The following is a 25,120-nucleotide window of genomic DNA, read 5'->3' as shown; positions in this document are numbered from 1 at the left end:
TGCGCCCGGGATAAATGCCTTGCGGCACTCTCACGGCCTTCCCGCCTGATACCTTTTTGCCATCAAACCGAAGCCTTTCCGCCCCGTTGATCTGAATCAACGCGTCTGGCCCCATCCCATGTGCAAGGTCAGCGTCGGACTGCTGGCCCTTCCCTCGCCAGCGGCATTCAAGACTGGGGCGGAAGAATGGCACAATCAAAGGCCAAACTCATATCGCTCGAGGAAGGGGCCTTCGCCCTATTCCTTGTGCTGCTCGCCTTCGCCTGCCTGATCGTGGCAGGGAAGACTTACGACCAGGTGATGGCATTCCATACGGCAATCGGCGCTCTGTTCGCTGCTGCCGGTGCCTTCATCATCTTCAAGAACTACTTCGATGACGGCGGGATCGAGATCCCGCAGGAAATCGGCGGCAAGCCGAACTACAACATGGGGCCGGTCAAGTTCGGCACCGTGGCTGCCATGTTCTGGGGCATCGCCGGTTTCACCGTCGGTCTCATCATCGCGCTTCAGCTGGCCTTTCCGGCGCTGAATTTCGATCTGCCCTGGACCAATTTCGGGCGCCTGCGTCCGTTGCACACCTCCGCGGTGATCTTTGCCTTCGGCGGCAACGTGCTGCTGGCGACATCCATGTATGTGGTCCAGCGCACATCCCGGGCCCGTATGCCCGGCAAGATCCTGCCCTGGTTCGTCATTCTCGGCTACAACGCCTTCATCGTCATTGCCGGCACGGGCTACCTGCTGGGCGCGACGCAGGGCAAGGAATATGCCGAGCCGGAATGGTACGCTGACCTGTGGCTGACCATCGTCTGGGTGGCTTACCTGTTCCTGTTCCTCGGCACTTTGTGGAAGCGCAAGGAGCCGCATATCTATGTGGCGAACTGGTTCTACCTGGCCTTCATCGTCACCATCGCGATGCTGCATCTCGTCAACAACGCCACCATTCCGGTGTCGGTGTTCGGGACCAAGTCCTACATCGTCTGGTCTGGCGTGCAGGATGCGATGGTGCAGTGGTGGTACGGCCATAATGCGGTGGGCTTCTTCCTGACCGCCGGCTTCCTCGCCATCATGTACTACTTCGTGCCCAAGCGTGCCGAACGGCCGGTCTATTCCTACCGTCTGTCGATCGTGCACTTCTGGGCGCTGATCTTCATCTACATCTGGGCTGGCCCTCACCACCTGCACTACACGGCTCTGCCGCAGTGGGCTTCGACGCTGGGCGCCACCTTCTCCGTGATCCTGTGGATGCCCTCCTGGGGCGGCATGATCAACGGCCTGATGACCCTGTCGGGTGCCTGGGACAAGCTGCGGACCGATCCGGTGCTGCGCATGATGGTCGTGTCGGTTGCCTTCTACGGCATGTCGACCTTCGAAGGCCCGCTCATGAGCATCCGTGCCGTGAACTCGCTGTCGCACTACACCGACTGGACCATTGGCCACGTGCATTCCGGTGCTCTGGGCTGGGTGGGCTACATCTCCTTCGGTGCGCTCTACTGCCTGGTTCCCTGGCTGTGGAAGAAGAAGGGCCTCTACTCGCTGAAGCTGGTGGACTGGCACTTCTGGCTCTCGACCATGGGCATCGTCCTGTACATCTGCGCCATGTGGGTGTCGGGCATCATGCAGGGCCTGATGTGGCGCGCCTACGACAAGATGGGCTTCCTTGAATACTCGTTCATCGAAACCGTCGACGCCATGTTCCCCTACTACGTCATCCGTGCTCTCGGTGGTGCGCTCTTCGTGATCGGCGCCGTGATCATGGCCTTCAACCTCTGGATGACCGTCCGTCACGGCGAGGCCGAAGCGGCTGAAGCCGGTACGGCTGGCAATCTGGCTCCGGCCGAATAAGGGGGAGAGCAATCAATGTCTGCCTGGGCAAAACACCAAATCTTCGAGAAGAACTCTATTCTTCTTCTTGTAGGCATCCTCTTGATGGTCTCCATCGGCGGTCTCGTCGAGATTGTCCCGCTCTTCTATCTGAAGAGCACGATCGAAAAGGTGGAAGGGATGCGTCCCTACTCCCCGCTCGAGCTGGCCGGCCGCAACATCTACATCCGTGAAGGGTGCTACCTCTGCCACTCGCAGATGGTCCGCCCGATGCGTGATGAGCTGGAGCGTTACGGCAAGTACTCGCTGGCGGCGGAGTCCATGTACGATCATCCGTTCCAGTGGGGCTCCAAGCGCACGGGTCCGGATCTGGCCCGCGTCGGCGGCAAGTACTCCGACGACTGGCACAGGGATCACCTGATCAACCCGCGCTCTGTCGTGCCGGAATCGATCATGCCGGGCTATCCGTTCCTCATGACGGCCAAGCTCGACACCCGTGGCATTGCCGACCACCTGAAGGTGAATGCAATCGTCGGCGTGCCTTACACGGACGAAATGATCGAGAACGCAGCCGCTGATCTGGCCATCCAGGCCAATCCGGATGCGGACGGTGTCGATGAATTCCTGGCCCGTTATCCCAAGGCTGTTGTCCGCGACTTCGACGGCAATCCGAAGGACCTGACGGAAATGGATGCGCTCATCGCCTATCTGCAGATGCTTGGCACGCTCGTGGATTTCACGATCTACGACGACAAGGCGAACCTGCGCTGAGGAGGCTCACATGAACGAGACCTACATGACCCTGGCCAGCTTCGCCCAGACGGGTGGCACGATCTACTTCGTGCTGATGTTTGCAGGTGTGCTCGCCTATGCCCTCTGGCCCCGCAATGCAGAACGCTTTGACGAGGCCTCCAAGATCCCGTTCCGGGAGGACTGACAGATGAGCGACAATCACAAGAAGGAGATCGATGCTGTCTCCGGCGTCGAAACGACAGGCCACGAGTGGGACGGGCTCAAGGAGCTCAACAATCCCCTGCCGAAGTGGTGGCTCTATGTCTTCTACGCCACGATCGTCTGGGCGATCGGCTACTGGGTGGTCTATCCGTCCTGGCCGCTGCTCAGCGGTTACACCGCGGGCGTCCTTGGCAACAGCCAGCGTGCAGACGCGCTGGCGGCTGTCGAGGCCGGTCAGGCCGCCCGTGCCCAGCTGGGTGCGGGGCTGAATGACGCAAGCCTGGAAGAGATCGCCGCCAAGCCGGAACTGCTGGACTTCGCCATGGCGAATGGCCGTGCAGCTTTCGGTGACAACTGTGCCCCGTGCCACGGCTCCGGCGGTACAGGCGCCGTGGGCTATCCGAACCTGCAGGACGACGTCTGGATCTGGGGCGGCACCCTGGACGACATCCACACGACGCTGCAGTACGGCATCCGGTCGGGTCATGATGAGGCCCGGTTCGCCGAGATGCCGGCCTTCGGCCGCGATGGACTGCTCGACAAGACGGAAGTCGATCAGGTTTCCAGCTTCGTCGCTGCGCGCGCCGGGCTGGAGCCGGAAGCGGGTGTGGATCTGGCTGCGGGCGAGGTCGTCTATCAGGACAACTGCGCATCCTGCCATGGCGAGGATCTCGCCGGCATTCGCGAGATGGGTGCACCGAACCTGCTTTCGGCGAACTACGTGTTCGGCAAGTCGGTTCAGGCCATCAAGGCGCAGGTCAATGCCCCGCGCCATGGTGTGATGCCCGCCTGGGAAGGCCGTCTGGACCCCGCGACCATCAAGTCGCTGGCCGTCTACGTCCACTCCTTCGGTGGTGGCGAGTAACCTCGCCCCCCGGCCCGCGCGGCCAGGAGCAGAACTGCAGAAAACCGGAGGCCGGGCGCGCAAGCGTCCGGCCTTTGACATATTGCCGCATTTGATCAGGCTCAAGGCCCGAAGCGTCCGCGCCGTCTAGTGTGCCTTGAAGGTCAGCATGAACCTGGGTCTGCGCCCTCGCGCTGCACCCGGAATCGCCCGGGTGCCGTTGGGGCCGGAAACCGGGACGAAAGGACGGAAAGATGCGTGTCGAGCCAAATGCCGGCGGAGCCGGCGGAGAGCCAGAAGAGTGGTTTGCGTCCGCCAGGAAAATCTATCCGATGGCGGTCAAGGGAACTTTCCGCAAGATCAAGTGGGCGCTCCTGTTCATCACGCTGGGTATCTACTATTTCCTTCCCTTCATCCGCTGGGACCGGGGGCCGAATGCACCCGGTCAGGCCGTTCTGGTCGACCTCGAAGGGCGGCGCGCCTATTTCTTCTTCATCGAAATCTGGCCGCAGGAGGTCTATTACCTCACCGGTCTGCTGATCATTGCGGCACTGGCGCTGTTTCTGATGAACGCGGTCGCCGGGCGTCTGTGGTGCGGCTATCTCTGCCCGCAGACGGTGTGGACCGACCTGTTCCTCTGGGTCGAGCGCAAGATCGAAGGGGACCGGCGCGAGCGCATCGCCCTCGACAAGGCGCCGATGAGCCTGTCGAAATTCGGCAAGCGGGCCGCCAAGCATGTGTCCTGGCTGATGATCGCCTGGTGGACCGGCGGTGCCTGGGTTCTCTATTTCTCCGATGCGCCGACGCTGGTCTATGAACTCGCCACCTTCCAGGCACCGCTGAGTGCCTATATCTGGATCGGCATCCTGACCGCGACCACCTATCTGCTGGCCGGCTTCATGCGCGAGCAGGTCTGCATCTACATGTGCCCCTGGCCGCGCATTCAGGCGGCGCTGACGGACGAAAAGGCGCTGAACGTCACCTACCGCTGGGACCGGGGTGAGCCGCGCGGACCGCTGAAGCGCAACAAGGAACTGGCGGCGCTTGGCCAGCCGGCTGGTGACTGCGTTGATTGCGCCCAGTGCTTCCACGTCTGCCCGACGGGCGTCGACATCCGCAACGGCCTGCAGCTCGACTGCATCCAGTGCGGGTTGTGCATTGACGCCTGCGATGCGGTGATGACCCGCGTCGGCAAGCCCACGGGCCTTATCGGCTATGACACGGACGAGAACATCCAGCGGCGGCTGGAAGGCAAGGACCCGACCTATGATATCGTGCGTCCGCGCACCATCATCTATGCGGCAGTCATCGCCATCACCGGTGCCATCATGCTCTATGCGCTGCTCAGCCGGGACTTTGCCGGGATCAGCGTGCTGCATGACCGCAACCCGATCTTCGTCCAGCAGAATGACGGCTCGGTGCGCAACGGCTTCACCGTGCGCCTGCTGAACAAGCAGAACCATGAACGCACCTTCATGCTCAATGTTGAAGGCATGCCCGGCGGCACAAGGGTCGAGGCAATCGGCATCGACCACTATGTGGATGGCCGTCCCTTCATCGTTGTCGGCCCGGACCAGAGCCGTGAGATCCGCGTGCTGGTCTATTCCCCGGCCGATGCAAAACTTGCATCCTCGACACCCGTCATCTTCCGCCTGACGGACACGCTGATGGGCGAGGTTGTCTACACCAGTGATTATTTCAAGGCCCCATAGGAGGACCAGATGACACAGACACTTGCGAGGATGGGCAAGGGTGATGGAACGGGAGGGGCGGCACGCCGCCCCATGACCGGATGGACGGTTCTGATCTGGCTGACAGGCTTTTTCGGGGTCATCTTCGCGGTCAATGGCTTCTTCCTCTGGGTGGCCCTCGGCAGCTTCCCCGGAACGGTTGTCGACAGTTCCTACAAGGCCGGACAGGCCTTCAACAATGAGGTGGCAGCGGCCCGTGAACAGGCCACACGCGGCTGGCATGTCGGCGTGCATCTCGAGCGCAGCATCGAAGGCCGCGCCCAGATCGCCATCAACGCCGAGAAGGCCGACGGCTCGCCGGTCTCCGGTGTGACGTTCGAGGCCAGGCTGATGCACCCCGTGGCAAGGGGGCAGGATCAGACCGTGGACCTGATCGAAGGAGAAAGCGGGCATTACACGGCCTTGACGCCGGAGCCGGTGGCAGCGGGCAACTGGCACCTGATCATCGAGGCTCATGGGGCCGAGGGCCGGGTGTTCCGGTCCGAGAACAAGCTGTTCCTCAAGGACTGAGTTTGACATGCGCCATGCGCGGTTCGGGGGGCGAACCGGGCATGGCATTTTCTCCCGCGAGAAGGACGGATCATGACTGTGCATATGCGTGACTGGGACGCATTCGTCACACCCGGAGAAGAGGGCAGGGCCCATATGGACCTGGCCGTCGAGGGCATCACTTGCGCGGCCTGCATGGGCGACATCGAGCGGGGCCTGATGCGCCTGCCGGGCGTCGCCAGAGCGCGTGTCAACCTCACCTCCCACCGGCTCGCGGTGGACTGGGATGCCGCGGCCACAGGGGCCGACAAGATTGTCGCCACGCTGGCACGCATGGGCTACAAGGCCCACCCGTTCGATCCGGCATCGGCGCGCAACCGTCAGGACCAGACGGGGCGGGAACTGATGCGCGCCATTGCCGTCTCAGGCTTTGCAGCGATGAACATCATGCTGCTCTCCGTCTCGGTCTGGTCGGGCAATGTCACGGATATCACCGACGAAACCCGCGACCTGTTTCACTGGATCTCGGCGCTGATCGCCCTTCCGGCGGTTGCCTATGCGGGCCGCCCCTTCTTCAGAAGTGCCTTCAATGCCATCCGCGGCCGCCGCCTCAACATGGATGTGCCGATTTCCATCGGCGTGTGCCTCGCGGTCGGGCTGTCGCTGGTCCAGACCGCGCAAAGCCAGCATCACGCCTATTTCGAATCCGCCACCATGCTGCTGTTCTTCCTGCTGGTAGGCCGCTATCTCGATCACAACATGCGCGGCCGCACCCAGTCGCTGGCGGAGAATATCGCGGCCTTGAAGGGCGAGGTCGCGGCGCGGATCAATCCGGATGGCAGCGTGCGCGAGGTGCCTTTGTCGCGGGTTCAGCCGGGTGATCTCGTGCTGGTCACCGCTGGTGACCGCATTCCGGTTGACGGGATCATCGAGGAAGGCATTTCCGAGGTCGATCAGAGCCTTGTCACCGGCGAAACGGCGCTGGAGCCGGTGAGGCCCGGGGACCGGGTCTATGCCGGCACCAGCAATGCCGATGGCGTGCTGCATGTGCGTGTGGCGGTTGCCTCCGGTTCCACGGTGCTGGACGAGGTGAACCGCCTGCTGGAAGCGGCCGGACAGGCCAAGTCCTCCTATGTCGTGCTCGCCGACCGGGCCGCCTCCATGTATTCGCCGGTGGTGCATGCGGCGGCAGCTCTGACCTTTGCCGGATGGGCGATTTATGGCATCGGCTGGCAGCCGGCGCTCGTCATCGCCATTTCGGTTCTCATCATCACCTGCCCCTGCGCGCTTGGCCTTGCCATTCCGGCGGTGCAGGTCGTCGCTTCCGGGCAATTGTTCAAGGCAGGCGTGCTCATCCGCTCGGGCGATGCCATCGAGCGGCTGGCGGCTGCCGACACCATCGTCTTCGACAAGACCGGCACGCTGACCCTGTCCGAGCCGGAACTTGTGGAGGAGCCGGATCTGTCGGACCGGGATCTGCTGCTCGCCGGGCGTCTGGCCCTGTCCAGCCGTCATCCGCTGGCCCGTGGCCTTGCCCAGGCAACGGCCGCCAGCGAGCCGCTGGCCGGTGTGGCGGAAACAAGCGGGGCAGGCGTCTCCTGCGATCTGGGGGCACGCGAAATCCGGCTTGGCAGTCCCGTCTTCTGTGGTGCGGCAGAGGCAGATGTGGCGGCGCTGATGCAGCGTCATCCCGATGCCTCGCTGCTGGCCTATCGGGTCGGCGAGGGGCAGGTGCGGCTGATCGCCCTGCGGCAGAAGCTCCGGCCTGATGCTCCGGCCGTTGCCGCCAGCCTCAGATCCATGGGCTACCATCTGGAGATTCTGTCCGGCGACAGGGCGGGCGCGGTGGAGCAGGCCGCCACTGCCCTTGGCATCAGTGAATGGCGGGCCGGGATGACGCCTGCGGGCAAGATTGCCCGGCTGGAGGAGTTGAAGCAGGCAGGCCGCACCGTGCTGATGGTCGGTGACGGGCTGAATGACGCTCCGGCTCTGGCCGCAGCGCATGTGTCGCTGTCGCCGGTGACCGCGGTTCACATCAGCCAGGCCGCTGCCGATGCCGTGTTCCTGGGCGATCCGCTGCGCCCCGTCGCCGAAGCGCTTGCCATCTCCCGCAAGGCCAAGGCCGCCATGATCGAGAACCTTTGGATCTCGGTCATCTACAATCTGATCGCGGTTCCGATTGCGGTGGCGGGCTTTGTCACGCCGCTGATTGCGGCTGCCGCCATGTCGGGCTCGTCTCTCATCGTCACGGCCAACGCCCTGCGCCTGCGCCTCGTCAATGCGCGCATGGCACAGGACACGGTGCCCGGCCAGACTGGAACCGGCGCGGCCGCTGGCCGCGCGCCTGCCATTTCTCTCAAGCCTCGGGGGGCAGAATGACCATCCTGCTGTTTCTTATCCCGGTCGCCCTGTTCCTCGGTGGTTTGGGGCTTGTGGGCTTCCTGTGGTCGCTGAAAAGCGGCCAGTATGATGATCTGGAGGGCGCCAGCTGGCGTATTCTGGATGATGATGATCTGGAAGATGATGATGGGAAAAAAGCCTGACCGGCTGCGCAAAAGCGGTCAGGCACGCCTGTCTCAGCCGACGAGAGCGGTGATCACCATGCTGGCTGAAACGATCAGCAGGGCCAGGCCGGAGAAGAGAAGAATATTCTCGTGAGCAGGGCCAGAGCCGGCGCTGAAGGATGGGGCCTGCGTGCCGGGTTCCTCCCCGCGTGCCTCCCTCTTCTTCTCTATGCGTTCGCTCTGCATGGCTGGCTCCGGAGTGTCTGGATGAAAGGCTATTGCTAAAACCCGCCTTGTCCGACTGTGACGGATTTATAGCACGGCTCCCTGAAAGGCGCGTTAAGCCATAGCTCCGGATCGAGTTAATGCTTCGCAACTTTACCAAGGTTTAAACCCGGTAATTTGAATCTTATGTCAAATTCGCGGCATCTCCGGTTAAATGCCCTTGGGTAAAAGAAAATCCTCTGCGGCTGCTTCTCTCGTGCAACGGGCTGAATTTATTGGAAAAATAGGTGGACAGGCTGAAAATGGCCACATCAGGCCACGGAAATGCCCGCTTGAGCAGTCAAACCCTGTGCGTCTGTTAACAGTTGCGCTGAGCTGCTCCCGTGCAGAGGCCTTTGGTGCGGCTGTGGCCTGACAACGGAGCGCCGGGCACTGGCAGAGTTGACTAACTCTCTTTTCATCCTTTGCCCGTAGTCTGACCTGGACGAACGGAGGTGGCCGGTGAGCCTTGATCTTGCCTCGCTGACATTTCTTCTGGTGGAAGACAGCGCCTATATGCGCACGATCCTGCGCACCATGCTGCAGGGTTTCGGCGCGCGGCGTATTGTCGAAGCCGAAGATGGTGCGTCTGGCCTTGAGGCCATGGACCGCGCCAATCCCGACATTCTGATTCTCGACTGGGTGATGCCGATCCTCGACGGCGCCGACATGGTGCGCATGATCCGCACCCAGAACAATCCCTTTGCCTATATCCCGATCATCATGGTCACAGGGCATACGGAGCGCAGCCGCATCATCGAAGCGCGGCGTCTGGGCGTGCATGAGCTGTTGTCCAAGCCGATCTCGGCCAAGGCGCTTTATCAGCGGGTCTCCAGCGTGATCATGCAGCCGCGTGACTTTGTGAAGACCCCGAGCTACTTCGGCCCTGCGCCACGCGAAATCCGCAACCGCCAGAAGATCTGGCAGAGCGGGCTGCCGCAGCCGGGAAATGCCGGCGCGCCTGCGCAGGAATCCCAGGAAACTCAGGCCATCGGCTGAGGCCGGTTCTGCGCCGGGAATTTCGTAAAAACAAAGAGATCGAGCACGCTTGGCGGCTTCGTTTTCAACGAAAGTGCTCGGGCTGCCGTCCCGCAGCACGTCCCAACCGCGTACGGACCGCAAAGGGCCCGTATCAGGCTGCGATCGAAGCGGCGGCTGAACTGGCGGCAGCGTGATTGACCTGCTGCAGTTTCATTGCGTTGGCAAACTCGGAAAGCTGGTCCAGATCAACGAGGTAGTTGTCGAGCAGGAAGCGGACCAGCAGTTCGGTGGGCAGATGTGTATAGCCTTCCACCGCTGCAAAGAAGTCGTCCAAAGTCTCAAGGCGTTTGCGCAAGCGAACCATGCCGGTCTCCCCGATATCCACGATCACAGCTTCGGCATTTATGGTTAATGCACAATGAATGACTGAGTCTGGATCGTCTGAAAAGAGATCTTTGCAAGGCTTTCGGGTCAGTGGCAGCGCTTACATGACGGAAGGCGCGGCTGCTCCCAGCAGCATCGAGGCCGCCGCTCCGGCGCTGAGCGGCAGGCGCAGCGCCGGATACCAGAGCGGAAACTTGCCCTCCCTCGATGCGGTCAGATCAAGGGCGAACATGGCGGCAAAGCACGCAGCCAGCAGCAGAAGCCCTGAAGTCTGCGGCAACAGCAAGCCTGCCCAGCCTGCAAGAGAAGGGGCGACGGCGATGGCGAGCCGCGTGAGAAGATCCCCCTCTTCGAAAGGCCCGTCCTGTCCGGTGGAGGCGGCCATGGCCACGCCCCAGTGGATGCCCCCCAGAAAGGAGAGGATGACCGCGCCATAAGCTGCAAGTGCGAAGGCGGCTTGCGGGCGCAGCTCGGGCGGTCCTGCAAAGGTCATCAGGCTGGCGGCCGCAAAGGGGATCAGCCCGGCAACTCCGAGGGCAAGCGCCGGGCGCGGCACAGTCAGGGGATTGAAGGTGAGGTGCCGTGTCATCTGTCTTGCTCCTGCGGATGAGGGCGGAACACGCGCCTTGCCAGGGCTTGCAGGGCAGGGCGGATGATGAGCGTCAGACGGTAGCCGGACTCCAGGATGGCGCGCGGAACCGGCCGGTCGAGCAGGCGGGCAGCACGGGCAAAGCGTGGCAGGCTGTGCCACAGGCTGAGAAAGGCTGCCGCGCCCGAGCGCAGCTTTCCATCGGCGCCGCGCACATGGAACCGGGCAAGGGCTGCGCTGCGCGTGAGCCCGTCCGGCAGGGTTTCCGAGGCCTCTGAGGAGACATCCACCCAGCAGACACCCTCCGCGCCGGCCTGCCGTCTGTAGACGGCGATCTCGCGCGCGCAGAGCGGGCAGGCGCCGTCATAATAGACTGTGACGGGCGGGGCGTCCGGCTGTGGTGCTGCCGGGGGCGTGACGGCGGTGCTCACCATACGATCTCCTTGCCTTCCGCATCATGGAAACTGCCGGTCTGCGCAGCGCTGAGATGATCGATGGTCTGCAGCAGCAGGCGGGCCGCCTCGTGTGGCGGACGCACGGTGAGGCCGGATCTGGCGAAGGGCTCTGACAAACGGCTCTCCACCGTGCCGGGATGCAGGGCGATGCAAAGGCTTTCAGGGCGCTTGCGGGCCAGCTCGATGCTGGCGGAGCGGACAAGCTGGTTGAGCGCAGCCTTTGCGGCACGGTAGCTGTACCAGCCGCCCAGATTGTTGTCGCCGATGCTGCCGACGCGGGCCGAGAGCGTGGCGAACACTGCCTTTCCTTCGCCAGCAAGCAGCGGCAGGAAATGCTTCATGAGCAGGGCCGGACCGATGGTGTTGATGGCAAACACCCGTGCCATGGCGGCCGGATCCATCTGCCGCCAGCTCTTTTCGGGCTGGATATTCCCCTCATGGAGCATGCCGGTGGCATCGAAGACAAGCCGTAAGGGCGCGGTTTTCGATGCCTCACCAATAGCGAGTGCAGCGGCGGCGATGCTTGCCTCATCCGTGAGGTCAAAGGGCACGCCGCTGCTGCCGGACCGGGAGAGCCCGATCACCCTGGCGAAGCGCCCGCTCGCCTCGATCTGGCGCGCGATCCCGGCACCTATCGCACCCGTGCTGCCTGCAACAACGGCGAGGCCGCCGGGCGGGAACGAGTTCAGGTCTTGCGCGGCAGGTCCGGTCAACTCGGGTGCTCCAGTCAATTCAACCGCTATTAATACGTCGCAGACGCGCTGCCGGTTCAGATGCCCCCGATGATGCCAGTGCCTTGTTTCTCCACGGAGATAATCCGCATTTTTGCCAAGCCGGATAAGGTGTGCTTCTGAGCGCCTGCTACCTTGTCATCTGCCTGTGACACTGAGCCATTAACCGGTCGGGCGAGGCGATAGACCTCGTAAACAGTTTCGAGAGAGAGCTAGCCATGTCCGACATCAAGAAGAGCGATCTGTCCTGGGACGAATGGGATGAACTGCAGAACCCGCCCCCGGCCGTGACGGATTTCGACCGCGTGGTCGAAAGCGCCCTGTCCCGCCGCGGCTTCCTTGGCGGTGTCCTGGCTTTCGGCTCCGCCGCCGCTGCCATGGGCACCGTTGGCAACCTGATGTCCTCCACCGCGGCACTGGCGCAGGACACGTCCTCGCGCTTCCAGTTCAAGCCGGTGCCGATTGCGACCGACCACACCGTTCATGTTCCGGAAGGCTACGCCTGGAAGCCGCTGGCCAAGTGGGGCGAGCCGCTGTTCTCGGGCGTGCCGGACCTGGACCCGGAAAAGGCTGTCAGCGTCGAGCATTCGGACAAGGTGTTCGGTGAAAACACCGACGGCATGGAACTCTTCGTCATCGGCGGCCATCAGGTCATTGCCGTGAACCACGAGTACGTGAACCCGGAAATCAACCTGCCGCATGCGCCGGAAGGTGTGCCGCAGAGCGCCGACGACGTGAAGATCCTGCAGCACATGCAGGGCGTCACCGTCATGGAAGTGGCGGAAGGCGAAAACGGCTGGCACATCGTGGTGGACAGCCCGTTCAACCGCCGCATCCATCACAACACCCCGATGAAGCTCTCCGGCCCGGCTGCCGGCTCCGATCTCGTCAAGACGGATGCCGATCCGTCCGGCACCGAAAGCCTCGGCACTTTCAACAACTGCGGCGCAGGCAAGACCCCCTGGGGCACCTATCTGACCTGCGAAGAAAACTTCAACGGCTACTTCGGTTCGACCGATGCCGAATTCAAGCTGCCGGACGACTACAAGCGTTATGGCATCTCGGCTGAAACCCGCTACGCCTATGAGAAGTTCGACGAGCGTTTCGACGTTTCCAAGCACCCGAACGAGCCGCGCCGTGCCGGCTATGTGGTCGAGATCGATCCGTCGGACGCTTCCTCCACCCCGGTCAAGCGCACCGCTCTCGGCCGCATCAAGCACGAGAACGCTGCCTGCGTGATCGCGCGTGATGGCCGCGTGGTCGTCTACATGGGCGACGATGAGCGTGGTGAGTTCCTCTACAAGTACGTCTCCAACGGCATCTACGTCCCGGGCGGCGACACCTCGACGCTGCTGGACGAAGGCACGCTCTTTGTGGCCAAGTTCGCTGAAGACGGCACCGGCGAGTGGCTGGCTCTGACGCCGGAAACCACCGGCATGAAGATGGATGAAATCTGCGTCTTCACCCGTCAGGCTGCTTCCAAGGTCGGTGCCACCACCATGGACCGCCCGGAGTGGGTTGCCACCAACCCGGTCGCCATCGAAGCCTACTGCGCGCTGACCAACAACAGCCGCCGTGGTGAAGTGAAGGACGGCAAGCTGCGCACCAACGCTGGCGGCGACCCGCTGGAAGTGAACGCTGTCAACCCGCGCGAGAAGAACAACTACGGCCAGATCGTCCGCTGGTTCCCGGCGAACGAAGACCATGCAGATGCTGCCTTCAAGTGGGACCTGTTCTGCATGGCCGGCAACCCGGCTGTCCACAAGGACGCCTATGCCGGCTCTTCGAACATCAACGAAGGCAACATGTTCAACTCGCCGGACGGCATGATGTTCGACTCGGTTGGCCTGCTCTGGATCCAGACGGACGGTGAAGACAGCAACGAAGGCGACTATGCCGGTCAGGGCAACAACCAGATGCTGGCAGGCGACCCGGTGACGGGCCGCATCGAGCGCTTCCTCACGGCCCCGAAGGGTTCGGAAGTGACCGGCATGACCTGGTCTTCCGACAAGCGCACCCACTTCGTCGGCATCCAGCACCCGGATGCTCCGTTCCCGGACGGCGAAGGCAAGCTGCCGCGCTCGGCCATCGTTGCCATCAAGCACGAAGACAACCGCATCATCGGCTGATCTGCCGTGATCTTCTGAAACACGAAGGGCGCGCCCACCCGGCGCGCCCTTTGGCTTTTTTTGAAGCTGTCGGCCTCTCTCCACGCGCCAAGCCTCCCCGTCTTCGTCTTGCCATGGCTCGACCATGGCACCCACTCCGTGACCGTACTGCAAGCTCAGCCTCTCTGAAGGCTTGTGCTCCGTTACCGCTTTGGCGCGGGGAGAGGCAGGGGCATGGATGCCATGATCAAGTCATGGCATGACGGAGTGTGGTCTTTGAAACACGAAGGGCGCGCCCACCCGGCGCGCCCTTTGATTTTCTTGAGGCTTTCGGCCTCTCTTCCCGCGCCAAGCCTCCCCGTCTTCGTCTTGCCATGGCTCGACCATGGCATCCACTCCGTGCCCGTGCAGCACGGTCAGCCTCTCTGAAGGCTCGTGCTCCGTCACCGCTTTGGCGCGGGGAGAGGCAGGGGCATGGATGCCATGATCAAGTCATGGCATGACGAAAGGGTGGTCTTTGAAACACGAAGGGCGCGCCCACCCGGCGCGCCCTTTGGCTTTCTTGAGGCTTTCGGCCTCTCTTCCCGCGCCAAGCCTCCCCGTCTTCGTCTTGCCATGGCTCGACCATGGCATCCATTCCGTGGCCGTACTGCAAGCTCAGCCTGTCTGAAGGCTTGTACTCCGTTACCGCTTTGGCGCGGGGAGAGGCAGGGGCATGGATGACATGATCAAGTCATGGCATGACGGAAGGGGGGGAAAGCTCTTGAAAAATATGAATGTCTCTCAATCCCGGAACACGGTCAGGGCCAGGTGGTAGAGCAGCAGGATGGTCTTGCCGTCGCAGATGCGGCCGTCGCAGACCATGGCAAACGCCTCGTCAAAGGCAAGGTCCAGCACCTCGATGTCCTCGCCTTCCTCTTCAAGGCCGCCGCCGTCGCTCACCCGGTCATCGGGGGAATAGGGGGCGATGAAGAAGGTGACCTGTTCGGTGACCGAGCCGGGGCTCATGAAGGGCGCAAACAGGCGCTCTACCTTGCCCAGCCGGTAGCCGGTTTCCTCTTCCACCTCGGCGCGGATGCGGGTTTCGGGATCGAGCTTGTCGAGCAGCCCGGCAGGCGCCTCGATCATCTCTTCCTGATGCCCGGCAACAAAAGCCGGCAGGCGGAACTGGCGGGTGAGCAGCACGTGGCGGCGCTCCAGGTCATAGGCCAGCAGCACGGCGCCGTGCCCCCGGTCATAGACTTCCCGCGTCTGCTCCTGCCATTGACCATCTGACCGGCGCAGATCAAAGCGGTAGCGGGTCAGCTTGCCCCAGTTGTCGGAAAGCAGCGCAGCTTCGCGGATGCGGACCCGGTCCTGCAGAGTGCGGGCGGGCATATCGGTCTCTGACATGGGAAAGGCCTTCTTGTTGCAATGCAGCAGGAAGGCCTTTCCCAAGTCTGTCTGTCAAGGCCAACCGGTGGCCAATCAGCGCGCGATGGCCTTTGCAAGGGCCTTGAAGGAGGCCTTTGGCGTGCGCACCAGCGTGTCAAAATCCGTATGCACGATGCCGAAGCGCTTCTCGTAGCCCACGGCCCACTCGTAATTGTCCATCAGCGACCAGAGGAAATAGCCTTTCACCGGCACGCCGGCCTCGGCTGCCCGGCGAATGGCGGCAAGGTGCTGATCGAGAAAATCGATGCGCCCGTCATCCTGTACCTCGCCGTTGATCAGGTGATCATCATTGGCAAGGCCGTTTTCGGTGACGTAAAGCGGCAGGCCTTTCGTGTATTCCGCATGGGTGCGCTTGAGGAAGAATTCGAGGCCTTCGGGGTAGATCTCCCAGCCCATCTGGGTTTTGGGCAAGGGGCCTTCCACCTCCTTGTGGGACGGCCAGGCGCTGTCCGGATCCGGGGCGATGAGCTTGCGGGTGTAGTAGTTGAGCCCGCACCAGTCCACCGGCGTGCCGATCACGTCAAAGTCGTTCTCCCAGCCCTTCGGCATATGGGGGCCAAGGCCCTCCAGCACATTGGCCGGGTATTCCTTCTGGAAGATGCCGCCGAGGAACCAGCGATTGTAATAGCCGTCGTAGAGCTCTGCCGCCTTGCGAGCTTCCTCGCTGTCATCGGCAGGCGCTGCATATTCGAAATTGCAGACAGCGCCGAGGTTCTTCACGCCCAGAGCACGCATGGCCTGAATGGAGCGGCCATGGGCCAGCAGCACATGATGCATGGCACGGGCGGTGGCGCGGATGTCGCGCACGCCCGGCGCATGGATGCCGAGGAAATGGGACAGCCAGGTGACGCACCAGGGCTCGTTGATGGGGGCGACGGACCACACACGGTCGCCCAGCCGTTCCATCATGAGAGTGGTGTAGTCGGCGAACCAGTCCGCGATGTCCCGGTTGCGCCAGCCGCCCAGATCGAGAAGCGCCGAGGGCAGTTCCCAGTGATAGAGGGTGAGGGCAGGCTTGATGCCGCGCTCCAGCAGGCCGTCCACCAGCCGGTCGTAGAAATCGAGCCCTTCCGCATTCACCGCGCCGCGCCCTTCCGGCATGACACGGGCCCAGGAGGTGGAGAAGCGGTAGACGTCGAAATTACCCTGCTTCAGCAGGTCCAGGTCCTCGTCCATGCGCAGGATGTGCTCGCAGGCGCGGGCGCCGTTTTCGGCGCGGATGACATTGCCCGGCGTTGCGGCAAAGTCATCCCACTGGCTGCGGCCCGCCCCGCCAAGGGCGCTGCCCTCGATCTGGTAGCTCGAGGTGGAGGCGCCGAAGAGGAAGTCTCCGGGGAAATCGGCACGGGTGAAGTTCATGGAAATCAGGTCCTGGCTGGCGCCGGTCCGGTGGACTGGCCAATGATGAGATCGCATTCAAGAAGGCGGGTCTGCGGCTCGCTGGCAGGCTCGGCAATCTGCGCCAGCAGCATGTCCGCCGCCAGACGTCCGGCCTCGCGCACGGAGGAGCGGGTGGCGGTGAAGAGCGGAACTTCCGCGCCGTTCTTCAGATATCCAAGCTCATCATCATGGATGATGACGGACACATCCTTGCCGAGCTTCAGGCCGCGTTCCTCGACAGCACGGCGCACGCCGATGCCGGAGATCATGGAAGACGCAAGGAAGGCGGTCGGAGTTTCGGGCAGGGCGAGCATGGCGGAAGCAGCGGCATAGCCCTGCCCCTCGGTCATCTCGGCACTGAACATCAGTTCCGGCGCAGGCTTAAGCCCGCGCGCTTCCAATGCTTCGAGATAGCCGGAGCGGCGGCGGGCGGCGAAGTCCATGAACTCCAGGCCGTTGACCAGCCCGATGCGGCGGTGGCCGAGATCCAGCAGGAAGTCCGTGGCGCGGCGGAAGGCGCGGCGGTTGTTGATGTCGAGCCAGGCATAGGGAACCGCCGTGCCGCTGGAGCGGCCATGCACCACGAAGGGCAGGCCGATGTCCTGGAGCAGCGGAATGCGCGGATCGGCCATCTTGGGGCCGTGAACGATGATGCCATCCACCGTGCCGCGCGATTTCAGCTCCCGGTAGACGCTGGCTTCCTGGTCATCCGGCACGATGGACAGAACCATCTCGTAGCCGGCGCGCGAATAGCTCTCGCCTGCACCTGCGATGAAGTCCGCGAACACGGGGTTCACCATCTCGTGCCGGGTGGCGATGGGGATGACGTGGCCGATGGCCATGGCGCGGCCCGTGGCAAGGCGCTGGGCGCGGGCATTGGGCTGATAGTTATGCTGCTTTGCGGCCGCCAGCACCCGCTCACGCGTGGCCTCATTGACCTCCGGATACCCGTTGAGGGCGCGGCTGACCGTGGTGGGCGAAAGCCCCAGCTTCTGGGAAAACTGCTTCAGATTCATCGGGGCACATCGCGAATAAGTTCGGGTCTGAGCACCCAAACCGCTTTGAAGTTTGCGTGACTTTAGCTGCCTGCGGTGCGTGCGTCAAAGATCTTTGACCGGGTGTTTTGTTGCAGTGCGGTGAGAAAACTCAGGTTGTATGCGGTGTTGTGCATGTCTGAAAAACATCCCCGTTGACTCGCATGCGCCGATCAGCGAGTGTGGGTCATTCAAAGCGGTTTGAAAGACGCTTGGTCCTGTGTGTGAAGCACGGGAACCTGGCGCGGTACTGGGAGGTAGCGATGAAGACAGTTTTGCTCGCCGGCGCAGCCGGGCTGGCGCTGATGTGCGGCGCAGCCAATGCGCAGAGCCTGAAGTTCGAGCCGGGCGCCGACAGCCGTTTCAACTGGGAAAGTTATGAGGCCGTGAAGTCCGATGCCCTGAAGGGGCAGTCGATCACGGTGCTTGGCCCCTGGCTTGGGCCGGACAAGGTGCTGGTGGAAAGCGTCTTTGCCTATTTCGAGGCGGCGACGGGGGTGAAGGTCAACTATTCCGGCTCCGACAGCTTCGAGCAGCAGATCGTCATCGATACGGAAGCCGGTTCCCCGCCGAATGTCGCCATCTTCCCGCAGCCGGGCCTTGCGCGCGATCTGGCGGCCAAGGGCTTTCTGACCCCGCTGGGCGATGAGGCCTCCAACTGGCTGCGCGACAATTACGCTGCCGGCCAGTCCTGGGTGGATCTGGCGACTTTCAAGGGCAAGGATGGTCAGGATGCGCTCTACGGCCTGTTCTACAAGGTCGATGTGAAGTCGCTCGTCTGGTACGTGCCGGAGAACTTCGAGGATGCGGGCTATGAAGTGCCCACGACCATGGAAGAACTGAAGGCGCTGACGGATCAGATCGTCGCAGATGGCGGCACACCGTGGTGCATCGGTCTTGGCTCGGGGGCTGCCACCGGCTGGCCGGCCACCGACTGGGTGGAAGACATGATGCTGCGCACCCAGTCGCCGGAGGATTACGACGCCTGGACGCGCAATGATCTGAAGTTCGATGATCCGAAGGTGGTGGGTGCCATCGAGGAATTCGGCTATTTTGCCCGCAACGAAAAATACGTGGCTGGCGGCGCGGCCGGTGTGGCTACCATCGATTTCCGCGACAGCCCGAAGGGCCTCTTCGCCTCGCCGCCGCAGTGCTACATGCACCGCCAGGCATCCTTCATCCCGTCCTTCTTCCCCGAAGGCACGGTGATCGGTGAGGATGTGGATTTCTTCTACTTCCCGGCCTATGCGGAAAAGGACCTTGGCCAGCCGGTGCTGGGTGCGGGCACCATGTTCTCCATCACCAGGGACAGCCCGGCCGCCCAGGCGCTGATCGATTTCCTGCAGACGCCGATCGCCCATGAAGTGTGGATGGCGCAGACCGGCTTCCTGACCCCGCACAAGGGCGTCAACACGGAAGTCTATGGCGATCCGACCCTGAAGAAGATGGGTGATATCCTTCTGAATGCGACCACCTTCCGCTTTGACGGGTCCGACCTGATGCCGGGCGCCATTGGTGCCGGTGCCTTCTGGACCGGCATGGTGGACTATGTGGCCGGCGGCAAGGACGCGGCCGTGGTCGGTGCGGATATCCAGAAGGCCTGGGACGCGATCAAGAAGTAATGGCCTGAAGTGATGGCCTGTGCCGCCAGCCGCGATACGGCTGGCGGCTCTTCACAACGACAAAAAGCCGGTTGAACCGGATGCCGGGACCCTGCAGGCACATGTGCTGCCGGCGGGCCGAGGCGGGCGGGAGGGGCAATGCTCCAGCAGATCATGATGGCGGGTGCGACGATTGTTGCCGGCGTGTTCGGCTGCGTCGCCTATTTCTACGGCTCCAACCTCATCCTCGACGCGGTGTTTCCGCCGCGCGGGGCCAATGCGGGGCGCAACATCAACCGGGCGGCCCTGATCCGGCCGTGGCTGTTCCTGGCGCCCGCCCTGCTGCTGCTGGGCGTCTATCTGCTTTACCCGGTGTTCGTGTCGGTCTGGTTGTCGCTGCATGACAGTTCGGGCACGCGCTTTGTCGGCCTTGGCAACTACATCTGGCTGGTCGAGGACGCGAAATTCCGCGAATCCATCCGCAACAACATGCTGTGGCTGCTGTTCGTGCCTGCCGCCTCCACCGCATTCGGCCTGCTGGCGGCAGCGCTGACGGATCGCATCCGCTGGGGCAATCTCGCCAAGTCGCTGATTTTCATGCCGATGGCGATCTCTTTCATCGGCGCCTCGGTGATCTGGAAGTTCATCTATGACTACCGGCCCGCCGGGCAGGAGCAGATCGGCCTTCTCAATGCGGTGGTGGTGTTCTTCGGCGGCGAGCCGCAGACCTGGCTGACCATTGACCTCTGGAACAACCTGTTCCTGATGATCGTGCTGGTCTGGATCCAGACCGGCTTTGCCATGGTCATTCTCTCCGCCGCCCTGCGCGGCATTCCGGAGGAGACCATCGAGGCGGCGATCCTTGATGGGGCCTCGCCGCTGCAGGTGTTCTTCCGCATCAAGGTGCCGCAGATCTGGGGCACCATTGCCGTGGTGTGGACGACAATCACCATCGTGGTGCTGAAGGTCTTCGATATCGTGCTGGCCATGACCAACGGCCAGTCGGGCACGCAGGTGCTTGCAAACCTCATGTTTGACTGGATGTTCCGCGGCAATGACGCGGGCCGTGCCTCCACGGTGGCGCTGGTGATCATGCTGCTGGTGACGCCGATCATGATCTGGAATATCCGCAATGCCCGCAAGGAGATGCAGTGATGGATCATATTGCGGGCAAGCGCTCGGGGCTCACCTGGGCCGTCAACCTCTCCGTCATCGCGCTGGTGCTGCTGTGGACGGTTCCGACCATCGGGCTTCTCGTTTCCTCCTTCCGGCAGGCGGATCAGATTGCCGCCACCGGCTGGTGGAAGGCGCTGTTTCCATCGGTTCAGAATTCCATCGTCCGGGCCGGTGACGCAGCCTCCCAGCGGGAGGCGGCGGGGCGGTTCGTCATCGATGGCAATGTCTTTGACACAGGCAGCGGCATCGTGACCGCCTTCGGCACCTCCTCGCGCGAACATGCGGCCCATGAGGCGGGAACCACGGCCAGCCTCGCCGATGGGCAGACGCTGACGGTGGAAGCCGATGGCGCCTACCGGCTGGAAAGCCCGGCGCGGTTCGAAGGCCGCAGCCCGCGCATCTTCGTGACGGCGGAAACGCCGCCGAGCTTCACCATTGCCAATTACGAGACGGTGCTGTTTGCCGAGGGGCTGGGGAGAGCGTTTCTCAACACGCTGACGGTGACCATTCCGGCGACGGTCATCCCGATCCTGATTGCCGCCTTTGCCGCCTATGCACTGGCGTGGATGGAGTTTCCGGGCCGGGCGCTGCTGATTGCCGCCATCGTCGGCCTTCTGGTGGTGCCGTTGCAGCTGGCGCTGATCCCCCTGCTGCGGCTGCATAATTCGCTGGGCATAGGCAAGGAGTATCTGGGCATCTGGCTGGCGCATACGGGTTTCGGCCTGCCCATGGCGATCTATCTCTTGCGCAACTACATGGTGGGCCTGCCGCGCGAGATCATCGAGAGCGCGCGGGTGGACGGGGCGAGCGACTTCCAGATCTTCCTCAAGCTGATCCTGCCGCTCAGTTTCCCGGCGCTGGCATCTTTCGCCATCTTCCAGTTCCTGTGGACCTGGAACGACCTGCTGGTGGCCACCGTGTTCCTTGGCAACAACCAGCAGCAGCTCGTCATGACCGGCGTGTTGCGCGAGCTTCTGGGCTCGAAGGGCGGGGAGTGGGAAATTCTCGCGGCTTCCGCCTTCGTGTCCATCTTCGTGCCGCTGCTGGTGTTCTTCGCGCTGCAGAGGTTCCTCGTGCGCGGGCTGCTGGCCGGCTCCGTCAAATAACCTTCCTCCCTCCAGTATCAGACGTATCAACGACAGGATTTCGTGAATGACCACCCTCATCAAGGACAAGGACTGGTGGCGCGGTGCGGTGATCTATCAGATCTACCCGCGCAGCTATCAGGACTCCAATGGCGACGGCATCGGTGATCTGGCGGGTATCGTCAGCCGCATTCCGCATATCGCCAGCCTTGGCGCGGATGCCATCTGGGTCAGCCCGTTCTTCACCTCGCCGATGAAGGACTTTGGCTATGACGTGTCCGACTACTGCGATGTGGACCCCATGTTCGGCTCGCTGGCCGATTTTGACCGGGTGATCGAAACGGCTCATGCCCATGGCATCAAGGTGCTGATCGACCTTGTGCTGTCCCATACCTCGGACAAGCACATCTGGTTCGAGGAAAGCCGCCAGAGCCGCAATAACCCGCGTTCGGACTGGTATGTCTGGGCTGATCCCAAGCCGGATGGCACGCCGCCGAACAACTGGCTGTCCATCTTCGGCGGCCCGGCCTGGCACTGGGATGCAAGGCGCGAGCAGTATTACCTGCACAACTTCCTGATCTCGCAGCCGGATCTGAACTTCCACAATCCCGATGTGCAGGACGCGCTGCTGGATGTCGCCCGCTTCTGGCTGAAGCGCGGCGTCGATGGCTTCCGTCTCGACACCATCAACTTCTATTTCTGCGACAGAGAATTGCGCGACAATCCGGCCCTGCCCCTGGAGGAGCGCAACGATCTGACCGCGCCGAAGGTGAACCCCTACAACCACCAGCGCCACGTCTATGACAAGAACCAGCCGGAGAACCTGGAATTCCTGCGCCGTTTCCGCGTGGTTCTGGACGAATACAATGCTGCCACCGTCGGCGAGATCGGTGACAGCCAGCGCGGGCTGGAGCTTCTGGGGGAATATACCCGGGGCGATGACCTGATGCAGATGTCCTATGCCTTCGAGTTTCTGGCAAACCGCCCGATGACCGCGTCCTATGTGGCCGGCGTCTTCGAGGAACTTGACCGTGTGGCCTCGGACGGCTGGGCCTGCTGGGCCTTCTCCAACCATGATGTGGTGCGCCACATCACCCGCTGGCACCTGACGCCCGCCGCCGCGCGCACCTATGCCACGCTCCTCATGTGCCTGCGCGGCACGGCCTGCATCTATCAGGGCGAGGAACTGGGCCTGCCGGAAGCCGAACTTGCCTTCGAGGATCTGCAGGACCCCTATGGCATCGAGTTCTGGCCGAAGTTCAAGGGCCGCGACGGCTGCCGCACGCCGATGGTCTGGAACATCCAGCAACAGAGCGGCGGTTTCTCGGAGGCCCGGCCCTGGCTGCCGGTGCCCAGCGAGCACTATGCTCTGGCCGTGGATGCGCAGGACAATGATCCGGCGGCTTTGCTCCACCACTACCGCCGCGCCATTGCCTTCCGCCATGCCTATCCGTCCGTGATGAAGGGCAGCCAGTCGCCGATGACGGTGACGGGAGATGTGCTGAGTTTTTCCCGGAAGCTGAATGGCGAAACCATATTCTGTGCCTTCAACCTCTCGGACACGCCGGCCGATATCCGTATTCCCGCGCAGGACTGGGAAACGATCGGGCATGAGATTGGCAGTGTTTCGGAGCATGACGGCATCATCGCGCTCGGGCCCTGGGGCGTCAGCCTCATGCGCAGGCGCTGAAGGCAAGGGGAGGGCCGGCAGATGGCAGATCTGAAGCTTACGGACGTGGCCAAGGCCTATGGCGGCGTCAAGGTTCTCAGCAATATCAACCTGGACATCAGGAAGGGTGAGCTGATCGTCTTCGTCGGCCCCTCCGGCTGCGGCAAGTCCACTCTGCTGCGCATGATTGCCGGGCTTGAGAAGATCTCCGGCGGCACTCTGGAGATTGGCGGCGGGGTGATGAATGACGTGCCGCCCGCCCAGCGCGGCATTGCCATGGTGTTCCAGAGCTACGCGCTCTATCCGCATATGACCGTGCGCGACAACATGGCCTTTGCCCTGAAGATTGCCGGCAAGAGCAAGGCGGAGATTGACGCCGCAGTCGCCCGTGCAGCTGATATCCTGCAGCTGACGCCTTATCTCGACCGCCTGCCCAAGGCGCTGTCCGGCGGCCAGCGCCAGCGCGTTGCCATTGGCCGGGCGATTGTGCGTGATCCCAAGGTCTATCTGTTCGACGAGCCGCTTTCCAACCTCGATGCGGCGCTGCGTGTGGCCACCCGCATCGAGATTGCCCAGCTCAAGGAGCAGATGCCGGACAGCACCATGATCTACGTGACCCATGATCAGGTGGAAGCCATGACGCTGGCCAGCCGCATCGTCGTGCTGGCGGGCGGCGGCATCAGCCAGGTCGGTACGCCGATGGAGCTTTATCAGAAGCCGCAGAACGAGTTCGTCGCCCAGTTCATCGGCAGCCCGGCCATGAACCTGCTGCCGGGCGAGGTCATCGCCACCGGCGAGATGACCCGGGTGCGGCTGGACAGCGGTCTGGAAGCTGTGGCCGCCATCCCGACCCGTGACGGCGACATGGGCCTCAAGGTCAATCTCGGCGTCCGGCCCGAGGACCTGCGCGAGACGGAGGGTGATCCGCTGTTCACCGGCACGGTGGACATCACCGAGGCACTGGGCGAGGTGACGCTGCTCTATTTTGAGAAGGATGAGGCGGGGCGACAGATGGTGGCCAAATTGCCGGGCATCCGCTCGGGCCTCAGGCATTCCGCCGTGCGGCTGACGGCAGCGCCGGAGGCGCTGCATCTGTTCCACGACGGCGTGTCGCTGCTGTACCGCTGAGGCTGCCTGGTTCAAGCAGCCTTGGCGATGGCCTCGATCAAGGCCTCGACCTGCGCTCCGAACAGGGCCTGGGTGTCGATGGTGTAGCGTCCGCCCGAAGGGGTGCGCAGCTGCAGGGCGGGCACGCCCTGCGCCCGCATGGCCTGCATGAGGCCCATGCCTTCGTTGATCCACTCCTGCATGGCAGCCTCAAGGTCCTTGTCAGGCGAGGCAAGCCGGTCAGACGCGGCCTGCAATCCCGCGTCACTCAGGATCTCTACAAGGACGGCCGGACTGGTGATGTCCTTGCCATCGACATATCGCGCCGCCTGCAGCGCCTTCAGCGCTTTGTGCAACTCGTCCGGTTCAGTCAGGCGCACGGCGGTGAGGGCGAGATTCGCAGGGCCGCTGTCGATCCTCTGCGTGCCGCCGAACAACACGTTCTGCCGGTAGGTATCGCTGAAGGGCTGGCCGGTCATCGCCGTGATCCGCTCGTCGGCCTTGACGATATAGGAGGCGAAACCCGGGTCCATGGGCCGCGCACCGGCCCCGGCAAACAGGCCCACCGGCTGCAGGGTGACCGTGATGCCGGGCTCCGCCGCGAGCCGTGCAAGCCCGGGCCCGGCGCCATAGCACCAGCCGCAGAGCGGATCGAAAAGATAGATGACTTCAGGGTTCACGGCATGGCCTCTGCTGATGAGGCAGATCTTATGGCATGTTCCCTGGCGTGGAAAAAGAACGCCTGCGTGGATGACGTGT

24 protein-coding genes are annotated in these 25,120 nt (G+C 62.9%); 15 read left to right on the top strand and 9 right to left on the bottom strand.

The window, feature by feature from the left end:
• The first annotated feature begins 186 nt into the window (after window positions 1–186).
• The 8 genes from ccoN (at window position 187) to ccoS (ending at window position 8,402) form a co-directional block, all read left to right on the top strand.
• Window positions 187–1,842, top strand: coding sequence for a cytochrome-c oxidase, cbb3-type subunit I (gene ccoN, locus ACVNHC_RS01055; protein ID WP_050470924.1), 1,656 nt, complete (start codon window positions 187–189; stop codon window positions 1,840–1,842).
• A 15-nt stretch (window positions 1,843–1,857) separates the two neighbouring features.
• Window positions 1,858–2,592 (top strand): cytochrome-c oxidase, cbb3-type subunit II, encoded by a 735-nt coding sequence (gene ccoO / locus ACVNHC_RS01050; protein ID WP_058897710.1) that lies wholly within the window; start codon window positions 1,858–1,860, stop codon window positions 2,590–2,592.
• A gap of 10 nt (window positions 2,593–2,602) precedes the next feature.
• Window positions 2,603–2,758 carry a cbb3-type cytochrome c oxidase subunit 3 gene (locus ACVNHC_RS01045; RefSeq protein WP_019962961.1) on the top strand — a complete coding sequence of 52 codons (156 nt, stop codon included), beginning with the start codon at window positions 2,603–2,605 and terminating at the stop codon, window positions 2,756–2,758.
• A gap of 3 nt (window positions 2,759–2,761) precedes the next feature.
• Entirely contained in the window at window positions 2,762–3,640 is an 879-nt protein-coding gene (gene ccoP, locus ACVNHC_RS01040) for a cytochrome-c oxidase, cbb3-type subunit III (RefSeq protein WP_058897709.1), read from the top strand.
• A 233-nt stretch (window positions 3,641–3,873) separates the two neighbouring features.
• A complete protein-coding gene (ccoG, locus tag ACVNHC_RS01035) occupies window positions 3,874–5,331 on the top strand; it encodes a cytochrome c oxidase accessory protein CcoG (RefSeq protein WP_206110548.1) in 1,458 nt (485 codons plus the stop codon).
• 9 nt (window positions 5,332–5,340) lie between these two features.
• Window positions 5,341–5,880: a FixH family protein gene (locus ACVNHC_RS01030; protein WP_208977216.1), complete on the top strand. Its 540-nt coding sequence runs from the start codon at window positions 5,341–5,343 to the stop codon at window positions 5,878–5,880.
• A gap of 72 nt (window positions 5,881–5,952) precedes the next feature.
• Complete coding sequence (locus ACVNHC_RS01025) at window positions 5,953–8,238, top strand: heavy metal translocating P-type ATPase (protein ID WP_457166209.1); 2,286 nt, start codon at window positions 5,953–5,955, stop codon at window positions 8,236–8,238.
• Window positions 8,235–8,402: a cbb3-type cytochrome oxidase assembly protein CcoS gene (gene ccoS / locus ACVNHC_RS01020; RefSeq protein ID WP_050470930.1), complete on the top strand. Its 168-nt coding sequence runs from the start codon at window positions 8,235–8,237 to the stop codon at window positions 8,400–8,402. The genes ACVNHC_RS01025 and ccoS overlap by 4 nt, the downstream gene beginning before the upstream one ends.
• A 33-nt stretch (window positions 8,403–8,435) precedes the next feature.
• Here ccoS and ACVNHC_RS01015 read toward each other — a convergent pair whose 3' ends face one another.
• Window positions 8,436–8,609 (bottom strand): hypothetical protein, encoded by a 174-nt coding sequence (locus tag ACVNHC_RS01015; protein WP_157757064.1) that lies wholly within the window; start codon window positions 8,607–8,609, stop codon window positions 8,436–8,438.
• A gap of 480 nt (window positions 8,610–9,089) precedes the next feature.
• Between ACVNHC_RS01015 and ACVNHC_RS01010 the strand changes: the two genes are divergently transcribed.
• Complete coding sequence (locus ACVNHC_RS01010) at window positions 9,090–9,626, top strand: response regulator (protein ID WP_072242558.1); 537 nt, start codon at window positions 9,090–9,092, stop codon at window positions 9,624–9,626.
• A gap of 133 nt (window positions 9,627–9,759) precedes the next feature.
• On the opposite strand, the gene ACVNHC_RS01005 is transcribed toward ACVNHC_RS01010, so the two are convergent.
• The 4 genes from ACVNHC_RS01005 to ACVNHC_RS00990 all read right to left on the bottom strand — a co-directional run bounded on the left by ACVNHC_RS01005 (window position 9,760) and on the right by ACVNHC_RS00990 (window position 11,749).
• Window positions 9,760–9,972 (bottom strand): hypothetical protein, encoded by a 213-nt coding sequence (locus ACVNHC_RS01005; protein WP_157757063.1) that lies wholly within the window; start codon window positions 9,970–9,972, stop codon window positions 9,760–9,762.
• Window positions 9,973–10,092: 120 nt separating this feature from the next.
• On the bottom strand, window positions 10,093–10,581 hold the full coding sequence (locus ACVNHC_RS01000) for a DUF3429 domain-containing protein (protein WP_457166208.1): 489 nt from the start codon (window positions 10,579–10,581) through the stop codon (window positions 10,093–10,095).
• Window positions 10,578–11,015: a thiol-disulfide oxidoreductase DCC family protein gene (locus tag ACVNHC_RS00995; protein WP_457166207.1), complete on the bottom strand. Its 438-nt coding sequence runs from the start codon at window positions 11,013–11,015 to the stop codon at window positions 10,578–10,580. Before ACVNHC_RS00995 ends, ACVNHC_RS01000 begins: the two co-directional genes overlap by 4 nt.
• Window positions 11,009–11,749: an SDR family oxidoreductase gene (locus ACVNHC_RS00990; RefSeq protein ID WP_457166206.1), complete on the bottom strand. Its 741-nt coding sequence runs from the start codon at window positions 11,747–11,749 to the stop codon at window positions 11,009–11,011. The genes ACVNHC_RS00995 and ACVNHC_RS00990 overlap by 7 nt, the downstream gene beginning before the upstream one ends.
• Before the next feature lie 236 nt (window positions 11,750–11,985).
• On the opposite strand from ACVNHC_RS00990, the gene ACVNHC_RS00985 reads away from it, so the two are divergent.
• A complete protein-coding gene (locus ACVNHC_RS00985) occupies window positions 11,986–13,896 on the top strand; it encodes a PhoX family protein (protein WP_457166205.1) in 1,911 nt (636 codons plus the stop codon).
• 762 nt (window positions 13,897–14,658) lie between these two features.
• Here the strand turns inward: ACVNHC_RS00985 and ACVNHC_RS00980 are convergent.
• From ACVNHC_RS00980 to ACVNHC_RS00970, 3 genes are all read right to left on the bottom strand, one after another.
• A complete protein-coding gene (locus ACVNHC_RS00980; protein ID WP_457166204.1) occupies window positions 14,659–15,267 on the bottom strand; it encodes an NUDIX domain-containing protein in 609 nt (202 codons plus the stop codon).
• A gap of 75 nt (window positions 15,268–15,342) precedes the next feature.
• Window positions 15,343–16,668 (bottom strand): GH1 family beta-glucosidase, encoded by a 1,326-nt coding sequence (locus tag ACVNHC_RS00975; protein ID WP_457166203.1) that lies wholly within the window; start codon window positions 16,666–16,668, stop codon window positions 15,343–15,345.
• Between the two features lie 5 nt (window positions 16,669–16,673).
• Window positions 16,674–17,705 (bottom strand): LacI family DNA-binding transcriptional regulator, encoded by a 1,032-nt coding sequence (locus ACVNHC_RS00970; RefSeq protein WP_457166202.1) that lies wholly within the window; start codon window positions 17,703–17,705, stop codon window positions 16,674–16,676.
• 281 nt (window positions 17,706–17,986) lie between these two features.
• Here ACVNHC_RS00970 and ACVNHC_RS00965 point away from each other — a divergent pair, with 281 nt between their 5' ends.
• The 5 genes from ACVNHC_RS00965 (at window position 17,987) to ACVNHC_RS00945 (ending at window position 24,382) form a co-directional block, all read left to right on the top strand.
• Window positions 17,987–19,345: an ABC transporter substrate-binding protein gene (locus tag ACVNHC_RS00965; RefSeq protein ID WP_457166201.1), complete on the top strand. Its 1,359-nt coding sequence runs from the start codon at window positions 17,987–17,989 to the stop codon at window positions 19,343–19,345.
• 138 nt (window positions 19,346–19,483) lie between these two features.
• The gene (locus ACVNHC_RS00960; RefSeq protein WP_094462210.1) at window positions 19,484–20,479 is read left to right on the top strand and encodes a carbohydrate ABC transporter permease; all 996 of its coding nucleotides are present in this window, start codon (window positions 19,484–19,486) and stop codon (window positions 20,477–20,479) included.
• Complete coding sequence (locus tag ACVNHC_RS00955) at window positions 20,479–21,606, top strand: carbohydrate ABC transporter permease (protein WP_457166200.1); 1,128 nt, start codon at window positions 20,479–20,481, stop codon at window positions 21,604–21,606. Before ACVNHC_RS00960 ends, ACVNHC_RS00955 begins: the two co-directional genes overlap by 1 nt.
• A 46-nt stretch (window positions 21,607–21,652) precedes the next feature.
• A complete protein-coding gene (locus ACVNHC_RS00950) occupies window positions 21,653–23,275 on the top strand; it encodes an alpha-glucosidase (RefSeq protein WP_457166199.1) in 1,623 nt (540 codons plus the stop codon).
• Window positions 23,276–23,296: 21 nt separating this feature from the next.
• A complete protein-coding gene (locus ACVNHC_RS00945; protein ID WP_457166198.1) occupies window positions 23,297–24,382 on the top strand; it encodes an ABC transporter ATP-binding protein in 1,086 nt (361 codons plus the stop codon).
• An 11-nt stretch (window positions 24,383–24,393) separates the two neighbouring features.
• On the opposite strand, the gene ACVNHC_RS00940 is transcribed toward ACVNHC_RS00945, so the two are convergent.
• Window positions 24,394–25,041 (bottom strand): DsbA family protein, encoded by a 648-nt coding sequence (locus ACVNHC_RS00940; RefSeq protein WP_457166197.1) that lies wholly within the window; start codon window positions 25,039–25,041, stop codon window positions 24,394–24,396.
• Between the last annotated feature and the right edge of the window lie 79 nt (window positions 25,042–25,120).

The organism is Pannonibacter sp. Q-1 (genome assembly GCF_054073275.1).
Note: the sequence above shows the minus strand (reverse complement) of the source record. Positions and strands in the feature narration are given on the sequence as shown.

Excerpts from the sequence above, each read along its gene's own strand:
- ACVNHC_RS00985 (WP_457166205.1), top strand. The coding sequence starts at position 11,986 with ATGTCCGACATCAAGAAGAGCGATCTGTCCTGGGACGAATGGGATGAA.
- ccoP (WP_058897709.1), top strand. The coding sequence starts at position 2,762 with ATGAGCGACAATCACAAGAAGGAGATCGATGCTGTCTCCGGCGTCGAA.
- ccoG (WP_206110548.1), top strand. The coding sequence starts at position 3,874 with ATGCGTGTCGAGCCAAATGCCGGCGGAGCCGGCGGAGAGCCAGAAGAG.
- ACVNHC_RS00980 (WP_457166204.1), bottom strand. The coding sequence starts at position 15,267 with ATGTCAGAGACCGATATGCCCGCCCGCACTCTGCAGGACCGGGTCCGC.
- ACVNHC_RS01045 (WP_019962961.1), top strand. The coding sequence starts at position 2,603 with ATGAACGAGACCTACATGACCCTGGCCAGCTTCGCCCAGACGGGTGGC.
- ccoN (WP_050470924.1), top strand. The coding sequence starts at position 187 with ATGGCACAATCAAAGGCCAAACTCATATCGCTCGAGGAAGGGGCCTTC.
- ACVNHC_RS00960 (WP_094462210.1), top strand. The coding sequence starts at position 19,484 with ATGCTCCAGCAGATCATGATGGCGGGTGCGACGATTGTTGCCGGCGTG.
- ACVNHC_RS01015 (WP_157757064.1), bottom strand. The coding sequence starts at position 8,609 with ATGCAGAGCGAACGCATAGAGAAGAAGAGGGAGGCACGCGGGGAGGAA.
- ACVNHC_RS00995 (WP_457166207.1), bottom strand. The coding sequence starts at position 11,015 with ATGGTGAGCACCGCCGTCACGCCCCCGGCAGCACCACAGCCGGACGCC.
- ACVNHC_RS00955 (WP_457166200.1), top strand. The coding sequence starts at position 20,479 with ATGGATCATATTGCGGGCAAGCGCTCGGGGCTCACCTGGGCCGTCAAC.
- ACVNHC_RS01005 (WP_157757063.1), bottom strand. The coding sequence starts at position 9,972 with ATGGTTCGCTTGCGCAAACGCCTTGAGACTTTGGACGACTTCTTTGCA.
- ACVNHC_RS00975 (WP_457166203.1), bottom strand. The coding sequence starts at position 16,668 with ATGAACTTCACCCGTGCCGATTTCCCCGGAGACTTCCTCTTCGGCGCC.
- ccoS (WP_050470930.1), top strand. The coding sequence starts at position 8,235 with ATGACCATCCTGCTGTTTCTTATCCCGGTCGCCCTGTTCCTCGGTGGT.
- ACVNHC_RS00965 (WP_457166201.1), top strand. The coding sequence starts at position 17,987 with ATGAAGACAGTTTTGCTCGCCGGCGCAGCCGGGCTGGCGCTGATGTGC.
- ACVNHC_RS00970 (WP_457166202.1), bottom strand. The coding sequence starts at position 17,705 with ATGAATCTGAAGCAGTTTTCCCAGAAGCTGGGGCTTTCGCCCACCACG.
- ACVNHC_RS00950 (WP_457166199.1), top strand. The coding sequence starts at position 21,653 with ATGACCACCCTCATCAAGGACAAGGACTGGTGGCGCGGTGCGGTGATC.
- ACVNHC_RS01030 (WP_208977216.1), top strand. The coding sequence starts at position 5,341 with ATGACACAGACACTTGCGAGGATGGGCAAGGGTGATGGAACGGGAGGG.
- ACVNHC_RS01000 (WP_457166208.1), bottom strand. The coding sequence starts at position 10,581 with ATGACACGGCACCTCACCTTCAATCCCCTGACTGTGCCGCGCCCGGCG.
- ACVNHC_RS00945 (WP_457166198.1), top strand. The coding sequence starts at position 23,297 with ATGGCAGATCTGAAGCTTACGGACGTGGCCAAGGCCTATGGCGGCGTC.
- ccoO (WP_058897710.1), top strand. The coding sequence starts at position 1,858 with ATGTCTGCCTGGGCAAAACACCAAATCTTCGAGAAGAACTCTATTCTT.
- ACVNHC_RS01025 (WP_457166209.1), top strand. The coding sequence starts at position 5,953 with ATGACTGTGCATATGCGTGACTGGGACGCATTCGTCACACCCGGAGAA.